At 44.8% G+C, this 17,802-nt stretch carries 14 protein-coding genes, 1 riboswitch and 1 other annotated feature; of the genes, 13 read left to right on the forward strand and 1 reads right to left on the reverse strand.

Translation table 11 applies throughout. The annotated features are described in order from the left end of the window. Nucleotides 1-125 precede the first annotated feature (125 nt). The 4 genes from KH172YL63_RS08645 to KH172YL63_RS08660 all read left to right on the forward strand — a co-directional run bounded on the left by KH172YL63_RS08645 (nucleotide 126) and on the right by KH172YL63_RS08660 (nucleotide 3,507). On the forward strand, nucleotides 126-785 hold the full coding sequence (locus KH172YL63_RS08645; RefSeq protein ID WP_173105727.1) for an HAD family hydrolase: 660 nt from the start codon (nucleotides 126-128) through the stop codon (nucleotides 783-785). A 14-nt stretch (nucleotides 786-799) separates the two neighbouring features. Then, nucleotides 800-1,426 (forward strand): NUDIX hydrolase, encoded by a 627-nt coding sequence (locus tag KH172YL63_RS08650; RefSeq protein WP_173105728.1) that lies wholly within the window; start codon nucleotides 800-802, stop codon nucleotides 1,424-1,426. A 94-nt stretch (nucleotides 1,427-1,520) separates the two neighbouring features. Beyond that, nucleotides 1,521-2,147 (forward strand): metal-dependent hydrolase, encoded by a 627-nt coding sequence (locus tag KH172YL63_RS08655; protein WP_173105729.1) that lies wholly within the window; start codon nucleotides 1,521-1,523, stop codon nucleotides 2,145-2,147. 65 nt (nucleotides 2,148-2,212) lie between these two features. Next, nucleotides 2,213-2,458, forward strand: a binding site (T-box leader). Between the two features lie 56 nt (nucleotides 2,459-2,514). Further along, nucleotides 2,515-3,507: a tryptophan--tRNA ligase gene (locus KH172YL63_RS08660; protein WP_173105730.1), complete on the forward strand. Its 993-nt coding sequence runs from the start codon at nucleotides 2,515-2,517 to the stop codon at nucleotides 3,505-3,507. Nucleotides 3,508-3,548: 41 nt separating this feature from the next. Here KH172YL63_RS08660 and KH172YL63_RS08665 read toward each other — a convergent pair whose 3' ends face one another. Beyond that, nucleotides 3,549-4,682 carry a zinc-dependent alcohol dehydrogenase gene (locus tag KH172YL63_RS08665; RefSeq protein ID WP_173105731.1) on the reverse strand — a complete coding sequence of 378 codons (1,134 nt, stop codon included), beginning with the start codon at nucleotides 4,680-4,682 and terminating at the stop codon, nucleotides 3,549-3,551. A 357-nt stretch (nucleotides 4,683-5,039) separates the two neighbouring features. Next, nucleotides 5,040-5,149, forward strand: a riboswitch (SAM riboswitch). An 86-nt stretch (nucleotides 5,150-5,235) separates the two neighbouring features. On the opposite strand from KH172YL63_RS08665, the gene KH172YL63_RS08670 reads away from it, so the two are divergent. The 9 genes from KH172YL63_RS08670 (at nucleotide 5,236) to KH172YL63_RS08710 (ending at nucleotide 17,792) form a co-directional block, all read left to right on the forward strand. Continuing rightward, nucleotides 5,236-6,363: a methionine biosynthesis PLP-dependent protein gene (locus KH172YL63_RS08670; RefSeq protein ID WP_173105732.1), complete on the forward strand. Its 1,128-nt coding sequence runs from the start codon at nucleotides 5,236-5,238 to the stop codon at nucleotides 6,361-6,363. Then, nucleotides 6,356-7,540 carry a cystathionine beta-lyase gene (gene metC / locus KH172YL63_RS08675; protein ID WP_173105733.1) on the forward strand — a complete coding sequence of 395 codons (1,185 nt, stop codon included), beginning with the start codon at nucleotides 6,356-6,358 and terminating at the stop codon, nucleotides 7,538-7,540. Before KH172YL63_RS08670 ends, metC begins: the two co-directional genes overlap by 8 nt. A gap of 16 nt (nucleotides 7,541-7,556) precedes the next feature. After that, nucleotides 7,557-9,404 (forward strand): bifunctional homocysteine S-methyltransferase/methylenetetrahydrofolate reductase, encoded by a 1,848-nt coding sequence (locus tag KH172YL63_RS08680; protein WP_173105734.1) that lies wholly within the window; start codon nucleotides 7,557-7,559, stop codon nucleotides 9,402-9,404. Continuing rightward, nucleotides 9,385-12,831: a methionine synthase gene (gene metH, locus KH172YL63_RS08685; protein WP_173105735.1), complete on the forward strand. Its 3,447-nt coding sequence runs from the start codon at nucleotides 9,385-9,387 to the stop codon at nucleotides 12,829-12,831. Before KH172YL63_RS08680 ends, metH begins: the two co-directional genes overlap by 20 nt. 663 nt (nucleotides 12,832-13,494) lie before the next feature. Then, nucleotides 13,495-14,319 (forward strand): phosphotransferase family protein, encoded by an 825-nt coding sequence (locus tag KH172YL63_RS21545; RefSeq protein ID WP_197747089.1) that lies wholly within the window; start codon nucleotides 13,495-13,497, stop codon nucleotides 14,317-14,319. A 16-nt stretch (nucleotides 14,320-14,335) separates the two neighbouring features. Beyond that, on the forward strand, nucleotides 14,336-14,926 hold the full coding sequence (locus tag KH172YL63_RS08695; RefSeq protein ID WP_232066151.1) for a hydrolase: 591 nt from the start codon (nucleotides 14,336-14,338) through the stop codon (nucleotides 14,924-14,926). A 231-nt stretch (nucleotides 14,927-15,157) separates the two neighbouring features. Beyond that, on the forward strand, nucleotides 15,158-16,000 hold the full coding sequence (locus KH172YL63_RS08700) for an STAS domain-containing protein (RefSeq protein ID WP_173105737.1): 843 nt from the start codon (nucleotides 15,158-15,160) through the stop codon (nucleotides 15,998-16,000). 194 nt (nucleotides 16,001-16,194) lie between these two features. After that, the gene (locus KH172YL63_RS08705; RefSeq protein ID WP_173105738.1) at nucleotides 16,195-17,175 is read left to right on the forward strand and encodes a ring-cleaving dioxygenase; all 981 of its coding nucleotides are present in this window, start codon (nucleotides 16,195-16,197) and stop codon (nucleotides 17,173-17,175) included. 11 nt (nucleotides 17,176-17,186) lie between these two features. Beyond that, nucleotides 17,187-17,792: an alpha/beta hydrolase gene (locus KH172YL63_RS08710; RefSeq protein ID WP_173105739.1), complete on the forward strand. Its 606-nt coding sequence runs from the start codon at nucleotides 17,187-17,189 to the stop codon at nucleotides 17,790-17,792. The last annotated feature ends 10 nt before the right edge of the window (nucleotides 17,793-17,802 follow it).

The following is a 17,802-nucleotide window of genomic DNA, read 5'->3' on the forward strand; positions in this document are numbered from 1 at the left end:
CCCTTCCCGTTCTGCAAAGCGGCGGAATTTGATATGATAAGGAAATGGATAGGACAAGTCATTTAATATGTAAGAACAGATCGTTCAAAGTAGAATTGAATGACTGGGATTAAAGGAGAGTACGCATGAAAGCAGCAATGATATTTGACATGGATGGAACAATTTTTCAAACGAACCGGATTCTTGAAAACGCATTACAAGATGCCTTTCAGTATCTGCGAGACCAAGGGATGTGGAAGGGGGCGGCGCCATTGGATGAATATAAAGAGATAATGGGTGTGCCCCTTCCCGTCGTCTGGGGCACACTGCTTCCCCATCACCCGGTGGATGTGAGGAAGACGATGAACGAAATTTTTCACGAACGATTGATTGAAAATATATACAGAGGAAACGGTTCGCTGTATCCACACGCTGCTGACCTGTTTGAATACTTATCACAAAGAGGATACCCAATTTATATTGCCAGTAATGGACAGCCCAAGTACTTAAAGGCAATCGTAGAGCATTACAGGCTGGGCAGATGGATATCAGATTATTACAGCATCCAGAGTATTCAATCGGGGGATAAAGGTGAATTGATCCGGAGTATCAAGGAGGAACATCAACTGTCTTATGGAATGGTGATTGGTGATAGACTTTCAGATTTTATGGCGGCACACGCGAATCAGTTTCTTTCCGTCGGATGCGCATTTGATTTCTCCCAGGCACATGAATTAGCTGAAGCCGATATTGTTGTGGATGATTTGATTGAGGTCAAAAAGTTCTTGGAGAAAGTCAAGGAATGACAGGAGGGTTAGCGATGGAAGACGAGAAGTTAAAAATATTTGATGAAAACGGAAATGAGCGGGGTGCAGCAAGCAGGGCAGAAGTCCATCGCAAAGGATATTGGCATGAAACCTTCCACTGCTGGATTACCCATTTCGATGAGGCGGCAAAAGAAACCTATATTTATTTCCAATTGAGAAGTAAGGGCAAAAAGGATTATCCTGGCCTGCTTGATATCACAGCGGCAGGACACCTGCTGGCTTCAGAAACGATTGAAGACGGTGTCAGGGAGCTTCATGAAGAGTTGGGTCTAGACATTCCCTTTCATCTTCTGCAGCCACTTGGCAAGCTGAAGGGGGAACTTCATCAACCAGGCATGATCGACAGGGAAATCACCCATCTGTTCCTTTATTCAAAACCTGTCGATTATGGTGAATTTCATCTCCAATTGGAAGAAGTATCAGGCATCTTTCGGTCTACATTAAAAGATTTTAAGGACCTGCTCCTTGAAGTGATAGAGGAAATCTTCGTGGAAGGCTTTGAAATAAACGGGGAAGGGGAAAAGAAATTCCTCGGACGAAAAGTAGGGTTTCACCATTTCGTACCCCATGAAAAATCCTATTTGTTAGAAGTACATAAACGCATTTCCCAGTTTCTTTAAGAAAGTGATTCTTCCTGCCCATGGTCATAGAGGAGTGAAAAAGGGTATGATATTCATTTAGTACATACCAATCGGTGGAAATAGGGGGACTCAATTGAACGGCACAGCACATATGGCAATCGGAGCAGCAACAGGATTTACCGTGGCCAATTCATTCGGTTCAGATCCCGGCATCACAGCGACACTCGTCACGATCGGAGGGATCTCTGCCCTTATGCCAGATATGGATATTGATGGGAAACTCAGCAACAAACTGACTTTCTCTTCCTCCATGATAAAGGCAGTGGCGCAGATCATCGGGTTTCTTATGATGGTGTACAGCTATCTTGAGGGCTTTGGAAGGGAACGATGGCTCGGCATTGGATATGGTGCCGGCATGATGATCCTTTCAGCATTCATTACACAAAGAAGGATGCTGACAATCACAGGTATTGGAGTGACCGCCTGCGGATGGCAGTTGGATGAAACCTGGTTATGGTTGATCGGACTATTCATCTTCATCGCTTCCTTCGTTTCTCACAGAAGCTATACCCACTCGATCCTTGGTATCCTTTATTACGGAATTGTGGCCCATTACTTAGAGGCTTCCCTCATGATAGACGGTGTATTTGAGGCGTGTGTGACAGGGTACGCAAGTCATTTGATAGGGGATATGAAATTCCTTCCCTTCAATAAAAGGGGCATCAAGCTTTTCCTTCCGTTGTCTACGAAAGAACTGTAAAAATAAGCAATTGCCTATTGACCATTATTTTCCCATACATTAAAATAATGGAAACAGTTGTATATGGATATGCAATGATGAAGAGAAGTAACCGGTCGGAATACTGAAGAGAGCTGATGGCAGGTGGGAATCAGTGTAGGAAACCCGGTGAATGGACTTCTGAGCATCCATGCCGAACATAAGTAGGCTTTGGCGGATCCGGCCCACCGATAAAAGGGCAAGTGTATCGGAGTTGAACTCCAGTACATGACAAGTGCGTTTGCGAAATTGCAAACGAATGAAGGTGGCACCACGGGTTTCTCGTCCTTTTTATAAGGACGGGGAGCCCTTTTTGTGTTCCTGAAAACATAAAGAGAGGGGAATCGCTATGAAAAAACAAGTACTGACCGGCATCAAGCCAACCGGACGCATTCACCTGGGAAATTACATCGGCGCCATCAAACCCGCCATGAAGCTTGCAGATTACGAGACCTATGAAACAGCTTATTTCGTAGCCGATTATCACGGTCTTACAAAGATACATGACCGGGATGAAATGAAGGATCTTTCCTACGGTGTGGCAGCTGCATGGTTGGCACTCGGCCTGGATCCAGAAAGGTCGATCTTTTACAGGCAATCGGATATTCCGGAAATCTTCGAGTTAAGCTGGATACTTGCATGTTTTGCTCCGAAAGGATTATTGAACCGTGCCCATGCCTACAAATCGATCGTGGAAGAAAATGCCGTTGCCGGCCGGGAGTCCGATCATGGAGTGAATATGGGGGTGTTCACGTATCCGATCCTGATGGCCGCAGACATCCTCCTCTTTCAAACAGAATTGGTCCCGGTGGGAAAAGATCAGGTCCAGCACGTGGAAATTGCACGGGACATCGCTGAGAATTTCAATAAAGTCTACGGGGAAACATTCACTCTGCCAGAGTATGTCATAGAAGAAGATACGGCTGTCATACCAGGATTGGACGGCCGGAAAATGAGCAAAAGCTATAATAATACGATACCTCTATTTGAGGAACCGAAAAAGCTGAAGAAATTAATCAATAAAATCAAAACAGATTCTTCATTGCCTGAAGAACCGAAAGATCCTGACACATCGATCATTTTTTCCTTATATAAAGAATTTTCAACTCCTGAACAAGCGGCTGTCATGAAGGAAAAGTATCATTCAGGAATCGGATGGGGTGAAGCCAAATCAGAGCTGTTTCAAGTGATGGATTCCTACTTAGAGAAACCAAGGTCCAGATATAACGAATTGATGGCCAATCCGCACGAAATCGACCGGATTTTACAAAGAGGAGCGGAACGGGCGAGGGAAAAGATCACTCCATTCATGAAGGAAATCAGAGAAAGAATTGGCATGTGATCAGGAAAGAGCCGCATCCGGGGAAAGATGCGGCTCTTTATTTATGGTTTAAGAATGACTTTGATATTTCCATCCGCTTTCTTATCAAAAATATCATATCCTTTTGCGGCATCTTCCAGCGGCAGGACATGGGTGATGATGTCTGTAGGATCAAATTCATTGTTCTCGATCATATCATATAGTTTGGGCATCAGGTGGATGACAGGTGCCTGTCCCATTTTCAAAGAAACATTTCGGCTGAAGAAATCTCCCAATGGGAAGCGGTTGGCTTCCGTTGCATACACGCCGGTCAACTGAACAGTCCCAAATTTACGGACGGCTTGTGAAGCGGTTTTAATCGGGCTGATTGTCCCGAACTGATTATCGAACTCAGAACCGAATGTTTCATTTGGCTGGACGGTTCCATCCATCCCTACACAATCAATCACAACATCAGCACCGCCCTTTGTATCTTCATGTAAAAGGGAGCCGATATCTTCATAGTTTTTGAAATTATAGATGTCCACTTGATTGGTCCGTTTCGCATGATCAAGACGGTGATCGACCTGGTCGACAGCGATGACCCTTTCGGCACCTTTCAATTTAGCGAATTTCTGTGCCATCAATCCAATCGGCCCACTCCCAAGTACGATGACCGTATCTCCTTTTTTGACGCCACTGTGCTCTACACTCCAAAAGGCGGTAGGGATGACATCTGACAGAAACAGGACGCTTTCATCTTCCAACTGACTTGATTCAGGGACTTTGAATGATGTGAAATCGGCATAAGGAACGCGTAAGTACTGAGCCTGACCTCCGGGATATCCCCCGTTCATTTCAGTGAAACCGAACAGACCCCCTACCTCACCATGAGGGTTGGACTCATCGCATTGACTCTCCATCTGGTTCTCGCAGAAAAAGCAGCTTCCACAGCCAATGTTGAAAGGGATAACGACGCGGTCTCCTTTTTTCAGTGTTTTTACGTCAGGTCCGACCTCTTCTACGATTCCCATCGGTTCATGACCAACCACGTAATCCTTCTCAGGCTCGATCCCTCCTTTATAAAGATGAAGATCAGAACCACATATGCCACTAGCCGTAATTCTCACAATCATATCTGTTCGTTCTTGAATGGCAGGGTCCTCTACTTCTTTCACGACCATTTTTTCTTTTCCTTGAAATGTAACACCTTTCACCTTCATCACTCCTGTCAATTTTGTAAGATTCTTCTATGTGTATACACCATTTCCATGGGACGTAAACCAACGAATGTTTTAAACCTTAGGGGATCACATCCTTGGTGTTCAATAAACGTTGCTAACCAGCAGTGTGAAAAAGCATAAGTATGGAATGAATTACCAAATGCATGGTGTGGAAGATTCAATGAGAACATTCCACATTGATCTAAAGTTTGTTCTGTTAAATGACCGGTTGTGAGTCATAGCGAATAAAAAGTAATTGCGTTTCTTTTTTAAAAATTCTCACTTTTCATTGACAGCCATGCTTACTTGTTATAAAGTATGAGAAAGTTAAACTTCACACAATCAAATAATTTCTTATCTAGAGAGGTAGAGGGACTGGCCCGACGACACCTCAGCAACCAGCCGCAGTTACAGGTATGGTGCTAATTCCAGCAAGTTGATGTCAACTTGGACGATAAGAGGGAGAAAGAATAGACAAAACCTTCTTATTTTATAAGAAGGTTTTTTGTTTTTTCCCTTTTCGATTTCAGTGGAAGAAAAGGAGAGAATGAACGTGAGTAAACATATTGAAACGTTGCTTGTTCAAGCGGGTAACCGGAAGGACCCTGCTACGGGAGCGGTGAGTCCGCCCATTCATTTATCGACCGCTTATGAACATAAGGGAATCGGGCAATCGACCGGTTATGATTATTCAAGAACAGGGAATCCGACGAGAGCCACGTTAGAGGATGTGTTGGCCGGACTGGAAGAAGGTTATGGTGGATTTGCCTTCAGTTCAGGGATGGCAGCGATTCAGGCCGTTTTGTGCCTTTTCTCTTCAGGGGACGAACTGGTTGTCTCGAAAGATCTCTATGGCGGCAGTTACCGTTTATTTACTCAATATGAGAAGCAGTATGATATGATCTTTCATTTTGTAGATACAAGTGATATTGCAGCCATCACCAATAAAGTGAACGGAAGGACGAGGGCGATTTTTCTTGAAACGCCTACCAACCCGTTGATGAATGAAGCTGATATTTCGGAAGTTGCACACTTTGCGCAGGATAATGGGTTACTTCTGATCGTAGACAATACGTTTTATACTCCGGTTCTGCAGAAGCCATTAACAGATGGGGCAGATATAGTGGTCCACAGCGCCACCAAGTATCTGGGCGGACATAATGATGTATTGGCGGGGGCAGTGATCGTACAGTCCAGGGAGCTCGCTGAAAAAATCTATACGATCCAAAATTCAATCGGATCGGTGTTGGCACCCTTTGATTGTTGGCTGTTACTGAGGGGGATGAAAACACTCAGCCTCAGAATGCGCCAACATGAGGAAAATGCCCGTGCACTTGCCCGCTATCTTGAAGAACACCGGTGTGTAACGGACGTACTGTATCCGGGAAGGGGAGGCATGCTTTCTTTCCGCCTTGAAAAAGAAGAATGGGTCTCCCCGTTCCTTCAAAGGTTAAAGGTCATTACGTTTGCAGAAAGTCTCGGCGGCGTGGAAAGTTTCATCACCTATCCAGCCACCCAGACGCATGCGGATATTCCGGAAGACGAACGAAACAAATTGGGCATTTGTAACCGGCTGTTAAGATTTTCAGTAGGAATCGAGCATATCGACGACTTAATCGAGGATTTGGAGAATGTTTTTCATCAATTGGAAAAAGAGGTGCATACGTATGAGTAAAAAACCATTTTCAATTCAGACGTCACTCATCCATTCCCACGGTATCCATAAAGAAACAGGGGCAGTTTCAACACCGTTACATCATGCCACCACATTTCATCAACAGGATTTTGATCAGTACGGCAAGTACGACTACAGCCGATCAGGAAACCCGACAAGGGAAACAGTGGAAGAAACCATCGCTGAGCTTGAAGGTGGCGTGAGGGGCTTTGCCTTTTCATCGGGAATGGCGGCCATCTCAACAAGCTTTTTATTATTATCGAGCGGTGATCATGTGCTTGTATCTGAAGAAGTTTATGGAGGAACTTATCGCATGATCACAGAAGTCCTGACCAAATTCGGCATAGACTATTCGTTCGTAAACATGAAAGATCTTCATGAAGTCGCCTGTTCAATCAAAGAAAACACAAAAGTGATTTATATGGAGACACCATCGAATCCACTCCTGAACATCACGGATATACAAGGGGTAGTGAAGCTGGCAAGGGCGAATGGATGTATGACATTCCTGGATAACACATTCATGACGCCCCTTCTTCAAAGGCCGATCTCCCTGGGTGTGGATGTTGTGCTGCACAGTGCAACAAAATTCCTTGCCGGACATAGCGACGTTCTGGCGGGCCTTGCTGTGACGGGAAGTGAAGAAATTGCAGAGAAGCTTTCCTTCCTGCAAAATTCATTTGGTGCCGTATTGGGTGCACAGGACTGCTGGCTTTTGTTGAGAGGTTTGAAAACACTTCATGTACGATTGAAGGAATCGTCAGAATCGGCTTATAAGATCGCTACGTTTCTGGAGAAAAGAAAAGAAGTCGAGGAAGTCTACTATCCAGGTTTGAGCTATCATCCTGGACGGGAGATTCAGATTCGCCAATCAGAAGGTCCGGGAGCGGTGCTTTCGTTTAAGTTAAAGGGAGAAGAAGAGGTAAAAAGATTCATAGAGAATATCAATATACCTGTTTTTGCAGTAAGCCTCGGGGCGGTCGAATCGATCCTTTCCTACCCTAGCAGGATGTCCCACGCCTCTATGCCGAAAGCAGAAAGGGAAAGGCGGGGAATCACCGATGGATTATTGAGGCTCTCGGTAGGGCTTGAGAACGCCGAGGAGCTTATAAAAGACCTTGAACAGGGGCTGGACAGTTTAAATAGAAATAAAGGAAACAGCGTCATTAATTTATAGAGAAGGAGGGAATGTGTTGAAACCGTTACTGGATGCACTGAAAGAAAAGATACTGATCGCAGACGGGGCGATCGGGACCCTGCTGTACTCATACGGAGTGGACCGATGCTTTGAAGAGTTGAATCTGTCTCATCCGAATGAAGTGGTAAAGGTTCACAGGGAATATATCGAAGCTGGAGCCGATATCATTCAAACGAATACGTACGGAGCGAACTATCAGAAGCTGTCAAGGTACGGCCTTGAGGACTCTGTGAAGGAAATAAACACTGCGGCGGTCCGTCTTGCCAGAAAAGCAGCAGGTCAGGACACATACGTTCTTGGCACCGTCGGCGGGATCCGGGGGATCAAGCAAAATGTCCCCTTGGAGGAAATCAAAAGAAGCTTTCGGGAACAGCTTTATTGTTTATTATTGGAGGGCGTCGACGGGCTCTTGCTTGAAACGTATTATGACTTTGAAGAATTGACAACTGTATTGAAAATTGCCAAACGTGAAGCAGACATCCCTGTGGTTGCACAAGTTTCCCTTCATGAAACCGGTGTGCTGCAAAATGGCATGGAGGTAGGGGAAGCGCTGAAGCAGCTGGAGTTACTCGGAGCGGATGTCGCAGGAATAAACTGCCGAATGGGACCGTTTCATATGGTCAACTCACTGGAAGAGGTCCCATTACCGAAAACAGCTTTCTTATCGGTTTATCCGAATGCAAGTCTCCCGAACTATGAAGAAGGCCGCTTCTATTATTCTGCTGAACCGGGGTATTTCGGGGATATCAGTAATGAACTGAGGCTGCAGGGGGCAAGGATCATCGGCGGCTGTTGCGGTACAACACCCGACCATATCCGGTCTGTTGCCGAAAAATTAAAGAGCAGGGAACCGGTGACTGAAAAAGTGGTGAAAAGAAAAAAAGCCGTGGAAATTTCTTCACCAGCAATCAGGGGGAAACTGCTTCATGAACAAGTGAAGGAAAAGAAAACAATCATTGTGGAACTCGATCCGCCGAAACATCTCGATACCACATTGTTTTTTCAAGGGGCGAAGGCTTTGAAGGAGGCAGGAATCGATGCGTTGACCCTTGCTGATAATCCGCTTGCCTCACCTCGTATCAGCAATGATGCCATTGGGAATCTGATCCACTCGAAATATGACCTTACCCCGCTCGTTCATATTACGTGCCGGGACCGGAACTTGATCGGACTTCAATCCCACCTGATGGGGCTTCATACGCTTGGCATCCATAACATACTCGCAATCACCGGTGACCCTGCAAAGATCGGGGATTTTCCGGGAGCGGCTTCAGTGTATGATTTATCTTCCCTTGAACTCATAGAGTTGATTAAACAGAATAATGAAGGTTTATCTTTTTCGGGTAAATCATTAAGGGAGAAAACAAGATTCTCGGTGGGGGCTGCATTCAATCCGAATTTCCGACATCTGGACGCTTCTGTTAAAAGACTGGAAAAGAAAAAGAAGGCCGGTGCAGATTATTTCATTTCTCAGCCGGTCTTTGGAAGGAATCAGCTGATGCAAATTCACGAAGCTACGAAGCATCTGGACATTCCCATCTTCATCGGGATCATGCCTCTGATCAGTTCTAGAAATGCCGAGTTTCTTCATCATGAAGTACCGGGCATCAACGTTCCTGAAGAAACAAGGAGAAGAATGAAAGAAGCGGGTGCTGATCCTGTCATAACAAGGTCGGTCGGAATGGAAATGGCCAAAGACCTGCTTGAAACAGCACTTGAATTATTCAACGGGATTTATCTTATCACACCATTTGTAAGATACGACATGAGTATCGAATTGATCCAGCATATCCAACAACTCAATGCAGAAAGAGAGGTTCCCTATGGCCATCACATTATTTGAAGAACAACTGAGAAAGAAAATACTTGTCCTTGATGGGGCGATGGGAACAATGCTTCAGCAGGCCAATCTATCCCCTGAAGATTTTGGCGGGGAAGCGTTTGAAGGGTGTAATGAAAACCTTGTATTGACAGCTCCGGAAGTCATTCACCGCATACATTCAGAATACCTGAAGGCAGGGGCTGATGTGATTGAAACGAATACATTTGGTGCAACGCCTGTCGTGCTTGATGAATATGATCTTGGCTATAAGGCGTATGAAATCAACCGGGTGGCAGCAGAAATAGCCAGGAATGCAGCAGATGCTGTTACTACACCTGAATGGCCCAGATTTGTCGCCGGGTCCCTCGGCCCCACAACCAAGACACTATCGGTTACAGGGGGGATCAGTTTTGACGAGCTGACAGAGAATTATCGCATTCAAGCCGAAGGCCTCCTTGACGGGGGAGTGGATGTGCTGCTCCTTGAAACAAGTCAGGATGCCTTAAATGTGAAAGCCGCGAATCTCGGAATACGATCGGCATTTGCATCAAGGGGGATCGAGATTCCCATCTTATTATCAGGTACGATTGAGCCAATGGGAACGACACTGGCCGGTCAGAATATCGAATCATTTTATATTTCCCTGGAGCATTTAAATCCATTGGTGGTTGGCCTGAATTGTGCGACGGGCCCTGAGTTCATGCGTGACCATATCAGGACTTTATCGAATCTCGCCACATCCTATGTTAGTTGCTATCCCAATGCAGGATTACCGGACGAAGAGGGTAATTATAATGAAACGGCCGAGTCATTAAGTGTGAAAATGAAAGGTTTTGCCGAGAAAGGCTGGTTGAACCTTGTTGGAGGCTGCTGCGGTACGACGCCTGAACATATCTCTGCCCTTTCAGAAGCCGTGAAGAATTTTCCTCCACGAAGGCCAAACGTCTCCCATCCTCATGCCGTTTCTGGGATTGAAGCATTTGTTTACGAGGATGAAGACAGAAGGCCGATTCTAGTAGGTGAACGGACCAATGTCATCGGTTCACGCAAATTCAAGAGACTGATAGCAGAAGGGAAGATTGAAGAGGCATCAGAGATTGCCCGGGCTCAAGTAAAGAATGGGGCACAGGTGATCGATATTTGTCTTGCCGATCCCGATCGTGAAGAAGAGGAAGATATGGATCAATTTATTCAAGAGGTTGTAAAGAAGGTGAAAGTTCCCCTCGTTATAGATTCGACTGATGAAAAGGTGCTTGAGACAGCATTGAAATATTCTCAGGGGAAAGTGATCATCAATTCAATCAACCTCGAGGACGGGGAAGAGCGGTTCGAGAAGGTTGCAGAGCTCATGAAGCAGTACGGGGCCGCGGTAGTGGTCGGAACGATTGATGAGAAAGGGATGGGGGTATCTGCTGAAAGAAAAGTGGACATCGCTGTCCGGTCTCATCAGCTCTTAACCGAGAAGTATGGCATCGCGTCTGAAGATATCATTTTCGATCCCCTCGTCTTCCCTGTCGGCACAGGTGATCAGCAATATATCGGATCTGCCAATGCAACTGTAGAAGGGATCAGGCGGATCAAGGAAATCTTGCCTGAATGCCCTCATATATTGGGGGTGAGTAACGTTTCGTTTGGTCTCCCGCCAGTCGGAAGGGAGGTTCTCAATGCGGTATATCTTTATCACTGTACAAAGGCTGGCCTTGATTACGCGATTGTGAATACGGAAAAGCTGGAGAGGTTTGCTTCCATCCCGGAAAAAGAAGTGAAGCTTGCCGAGAAACTGTTATTTGAGACGACAGATGCTACCCTGGCTGAATTTACTGCATTTTATCGTGGGAAAAAGAAAGAAGTCAAAGTTCCCGTCAATACGATGAGCCTTGAGGAGCGGCTTGCACATTACGTGGTGGAAGGAACGAAGGAAGGACTGCTGCAAGACCTTGACCTGGCCCTTGAACAATATGAAGCCCCCCTTGATATCATTAATGGTCCGCTCATGGAAGGAATGAGTGAAGTCGGCAGATTATTCAATGACAATCAACTGATCGTCGCAGAAGTATTACAAAGTGCAGAAGTGATGAAGGCTTCGGTTGCACATCTGGAACCGCATATGGAACAAAATGAACATTCCTCTTCAAAAGGGAAAGTAATCCTGGCTACGGTAAAAGGTGATGTTCATGATATCGGGAAAAACCTGGTAGACATTATTCTCAGCAATAATGGCTATAACGTCATTGACCTGGGTATCAAGGTGACGCCACAGCAGTTGATCGAGGTCATCCGTGAAGAAAAGCCGGATATTGTCGGTTTATCAGGCTTGCTTGTAAAGTCTGCCCAGCAAATGGTCATCACTGCCCAGGATCTGAAGCAGTCGGATATTTCCGTTCCCCTTGTAGTAGGAGGAGCAGCGTTGACCCGAAAATTCACCACTGGCAAAATCGGTCGTGAATATGACGGTCTAGTGCTATATGCAAAAGATGCAATGGATGGTCTTTCTATCATGAACGGAATCCAGCATGAAGAAACCAGGCAGCAGTATGAAGAAGAAAGCAGGGAAAAGCTCAGTAAACTTTCAATAAGCGAGGAAACAGTGGACCAGACAGATTCCAGCGTAGCGCTCAAGGTCAAATCGGATGTATCAAAGGACGTTAGGGTTCATGTACCTTCAGACCTTGATCCACATACCATCAACGGTTTTTCCCTTGATCAAATCCAGCCGTACATCAATCAACAAATGCTCCTTGGTCATCATCTTGGGATCAAAGGAAAAATCAGCAGATTGTTGGAAGAAAGAGATGAACGTACTGTCGGATTGAAAAACATGGTAGATGAATTATTTCAAAGTGCAAAAAGAAAAGGCATGATTCAGGCATCGGCCCGTTATCAGTTCTTTCCTGCACAGTCTGATGGGGATGATGTGATCGTTTATCATCCGGAAGATTTCTCTGTCGAGATCGAACGCTTTCACTTTCCGAGACAAAAAGGAAACCAGCATTTATGTTTGGCAGATTATTTACGATCTGTTGATAGTGGAGAAATGGATTATGTCGGCTTTTTTGCCGTTACCGCAGGTGTAAAGATCAGACAGTGGGCAGCTGAACTCAAGCAGGAAGGCAGATTTTTGGAAAGTCATGCATTACAGGCGCTGGCATTGGAAACGGCAGAAGGCTTGGCTGAAAGGGTCCATGAAATGATGAGGAGCCGCTGGGGATTCCCGGATCCGGTGGATATGACGATTCAAGACCGGTTCAGGACCCACTACCAAGGTCAGCGATTTTCATTTGGCTATCCTGCCTGTCCCGAACTTGATGATCAGAAGAAGCTGTTCAAACTGCTTCAACCGGAGAAAATCGGTATCCAATTGACGGACGGATGCATGATGGAACCGGAAGCATCAGTAACAGCCATGGTATTTGCCCATCCGGAAGCGAGATACTTTAATGTTTTATAAGAAAAGAAAAGGCAACTCCTAAAAATGGGGTTGCCTTTTGGTGTAAATATAGTTGAAAGTCTGTTCTAATCGCATAAATTGAAAGTGATTGACGAAAAATTGGTGTTCGACAGTGGTGGCAATTCAATATACATGAGAGAGAAGAGTTTGGAGAATATGATAGGGAAATACGATGCTTGTAGAGCTTAGCCTTCTTTGGTAAGAGGATTTTCACAATAATTTGCTTCGATTATTTCTAGAATTCTTTCATCCGAGAATCCGGTGATTAAGGATAGATTCGTTATAGTGGGTTTGATCCCGATAGAATCGCAAAAATCATATGCGCTTTGAATACTAAGGTTTTCAATGGACCGTCTTGATAGATTATTTTTCATTCTCTCATCAGCTCCCAACTTTAATAACGAAGAAGGAGGGATACGAAATTGGATAAGATCTGTTGCAGGAATCTTATACGAGAATCTCAATTTCAAGATCGTGAAACTTTCTAAGTTATTAACCCCATTATACACTTTATATTTTGAATTGTAAGAGGGAATCTCATTATTTTATGGAATTTTTAGAATCATCCTATAATTACCGCGGAAATCTATATAATCAGAAGTAAGTATATGGAAAGACATCTGACAGAGAATGATTGAACTATTGTTTCAGGGAGGGGAATCTGTGAGGAACCAACAGGTGAATATTCAGGGAATTCTAAAAGAATTGAAAGTTGGTGAAGTGGAGTCCTTCACTTCAATATCTAATGGAACGGCGAGCATTGTATGGAAAGTCAGCAGGAAATGTGGCAGGTCACTTGCTGTCAGATTGGTAGGAAGCGGCCAGCTTCATCAATGTCGAAAAGAACAGAAAATTATGGAAGTGATGCGGGAGGAGGGGATGCCCGTCCCAATCGTCCATCAGGTCAAGGAAGTGGACAGGTATGCTGTGATGGTATTGGACTGGGTCGATGGAAAAACAGTGGTTCAGCATCTGCTCGAGAGGCCGGGGGATGCACATGTGATAGGGGGTGAATTCGGAGAGATGCAGGCTGCGTTACATCGTCTCCCCCTGAACTTTGAACCATCAGGTGAAGGGGACTGGCTGACAGCTGAAACCCCTGCGGAAAAGGAGCTGTTTATCCACTTGAATACGGGGGATCGTTCATATCTCCATCTTGATTATCATCCTTTGAACGTCATGCTTTCTGAAAGAGGGATCATTGACTGGACAAATTTCGCTTTGGGTGATTACCGTTTTGATCTGGCCAGAACATTATCAATACTAGAAATTCATGGAGGGCAATACTTTTCGGAAGAAGTGCTTCACTCTTTTATAACCGGCTGGAAAGAAGGCTATAAATCGAAACGGGGATCGATCGGGAAACTGACCTCCTATATTGCGTGGGCAGGGGAACGGATGAAGAGGGATCTTGGTGATTCTATGGATAAAGAAGTGGAAGCAAGGATCGATGATTGGGTGCATAAACAAAGAGGGGAGGGCTTTTAATATGGGGTCGAGGGTGATGCATAGTATTATCGCTTATCAACTTGCAGCCAAATTCAGGTGTGAAAATAAAGCATCGTTTGTCATTGGGGGGATCGCTCCGGATGCCGTCACTTACAAAGATAGAAGCCACTTTTATACAGGAGATGTAGAGGATCATTCAAGAGAAATCGATTATGAAGGGTTTCGGGGTAAGTACGCCTCCCGTCAACACACGCCATTTATCACAGGGTATGCAGCACACCTCATTGCCGATGACTTATGGCTACAGGGATTCTATTTGCCATGGCTGAAAAATCGACTGACAGCCGATCCCTCCCTGCATGAAGCATATCATCGGGATTTTAGAAGATTGAATGCCCAATTGATACATCACTATAATCTGAAAGAAGAATTCACCCATCTACTCCGTGAAGTGTTTGATTATGTTGAAATAGAGGAAGTGAGCAGAGTGGAGCTGGAAGAGTTTCTCCCGTTATTGAGAGGGGACCTTGACTATGACCCTATAGACATTCAGCAGCCTTTATCTGTCTTCACCCTTCCACAAATCATCGGTTACATGGAAACATCCATAGAGATTGCCGGGCAGAAATTACGTATCGGAGTATAACAGAGGCTCCATTTCTAACTCAGGGGTTTGGAGACTGATCAATCATGTGATTGGAAAAGTTCCCTCGATCTGTTATATAATAGTGGTTGGTAAGGGAAGTGTCGAAAAATTCTTGATACATGGACGCCTATAGCGTTTCTTTAAGTACGGTATGGTTTCCCACCTGTTTGCAAGCCTGAATGAACCTTAATAGAGAGAGTGAATATTTAATAATTTAAGGAGGGATCATACATGCATCGAAATAAGGAACTACATACATATCTATTGAGTAAAGCCCGTCAATTAACAGATGAATGGTATGAATCACTTGATAAATCCACCGCCTCAGGTGTGTATTCATCCAATGATCCGAAGGTGATCAATAGATTAAAAGAACAGAATTTTGAGTTTCACGGCATCCTTTGCAACATTTTCGCTGAGGACAAAGAAACCTTTAAAAAGCATCTAGATGAGTGGGTATTATCCATTGCGACAGATAAAGAACATCTGAACACACCAAACCATTCCATCCTTTACGAGTTCATGAGAGTAAGGAATCAATACCTTGAATTTGTGTTGGAATATGTGAAAACTCATTTGGACTGTGACATATTTGAGCAATTCAACCTGTGGAATGATGTCATTATCGAAGCGTTTGACCAGGTGATGCTGCGATATGTGGAACTGCAGACAGAGGTGATTGAGCAGCAAATTCATACCCAGCAGGAAGTGATCAATGAATTAAGCTCGCCGATCATCAGCCTGAATGCACATACAGCACTTCTGCCACTTGTTGGAAATATCGATCCAACAAGAGCCGGTCTGATCTTGGAAAACGCACTTCAACAATGTGTCAGTAAAGAAGTGTCCCTTCTATTCATCGATTTATCTGGCGTGGTGTTGATCGATACGATGGTTGCCCATCAGATTTTCCAACTCATAGATGCCCTCAAACTGATCGGTGTGAGACCCGTCCTTTCAGGGCTGCGTCCTGAAATCGCCCAAACCGCAGTGCAGCTTGGCTTGAATTTTGACAATTTAACGATCACGTCGACTTTGTCACAGGCTCTGACCATTAAGAATAATGATGTGTAAAGGGTCAAGGAAGCTTGCACAAATGTATACAATAAAAAATGACGAAAAAACCGTTCGAAACATTCGGATGGTTTTTTTATACGTCCAAAACGATATTAACCTATAAACCTCGAAATAAAATATCTTGAATTAAAGATAAAAACCGTGTATGATCATATTAGAGAATGAACACCTTTATAAGGAGTGAATGCAAGATGAACATTAAACCATTAAAAGGGCAGCATCATGTTTCTGCCATTACAGCCAACGCAAAAAAGAATTTTGAATTTTATACAAAAGTACTCGGTTTAAGACTTGTAAAAAAATCCATCAACCAGGACGACACATCCGTCTATCATTTGTTTTATGCCGACGAACGAGGAAATCCGGGGACGGACCTCACATTTTTTGAAATTCCCCATGCGGGACAAACGTATAAAGGGACCAACTCGATCTCTTTAACTTCCCTTCGGGTGAAAACGGATAAAGCATTAACATACTGGAAGAAGCGCCTGGAAGAATACGGAATCGAGCATGATGGTATTTCAGACAGAAGCGGACGTGCGACGTTGCGTTTTCAAGATTTTGAAGGGCAGCGTCTCATGCTGGTTTCAGATGAACATAACAAGGGAGTCCCTGGTGGGAAACCGTGGGATAAAAGTCCGGTACCTGTTGAATACGGCATCATCGGCCTTGGTCCGATCACATTGACAGTCGCACAGAGCGAAAGTACGGCAGCAGTACTGACAGACCTATTAGGGTTTAAAGAGACTAGAAGTTTTCCATCAGATCAACAGGGGCAACCGGACATCCGTGTGTTTGAAACAGGAGAAGGAGGAACCGGTGCAGAAGTGTTCCTCGAAGAACGCAGTGATCTTCCACGGGAAAGACCAGGCAGGGGAAGCGTTCATCACGTTGCCTTCCGGGTAGAGGATGAAGAGGAATTGAAGAAATGGGTGAAATGGATTTCGGAGAATCGCCTGCCGAACTCCGGGTTTGTGGAACGGTATTATTTCCGTTCACTCTATTTCCGTGAGCCGAACGGTATCTTATTTGAACTTGCGACAGACGGCCCTGGATTTGAAACCGATGAAGAGTTTAACAGTTTAGGGGAGAACTTATCGCTACCGCCATATTTTGAAAATCAAAGAGAGTCCATCGAGGCGAAATTAAAGCCGTTGGAGACAAAAGAGTAAGGAGGGAAAGCATGAAACATATTTATAAAGAAGGGAATAAGCAATTACCTACACTTCTATTGCTACACGGCACAGGTGGGGATGAACGTGATTTACTTCCCCTTGCACAAATGATTGCGCCGGAGTGTGCTGTTCTGAGCGTGAAGGGAAACGTGGATGAAAACGGGATGGCACGCTTCTTCGCACGCCTCCGGGAAGGTGTATTCGATGAGGAAGATTTATTATTCCGTACAAAAGAGCTGAAAGAATTTATAGATGACAGCTCTGTTCAATATGGCTTCGACAGGGAAAATGTGGTGGCATTAGGGTACTCGAACGGTGCAAATATAGCCGCGAGCTTAATGTATCATGAGGATGCTTCACTAAAAGGCGGTATATTGTTTCACGCGATGGTGCCGAGACGTGGAGTCGACCTGCCTGATTTGAGTAAGGTGTCAGTTTTCATCGGAGCCGGTAAAAAGGATCCTCTGATTCCGCCTGATGAAACCAAAGAACTGGTAAAGGACCTGCAGAATGCAGGTGCACCTGTAACTGAGTATTGGACCGATGGTGGCCATGAGCTCCGCCGTGAAGAAGTGGAAGCTGCGGCACAGTGGTTCGACAATCAATATAAATAGGAATGCAAAA

The sequence above is a fragment of the Bacillus sp. KH172YL63 genome (assembly GCF_011398925.1).
In the GTDB taxonomy this organism is placed as follows: Bacteria; Bacillota; Bacilli; order Bacillales; family Bacillaceae_B; genus Rossellomorea.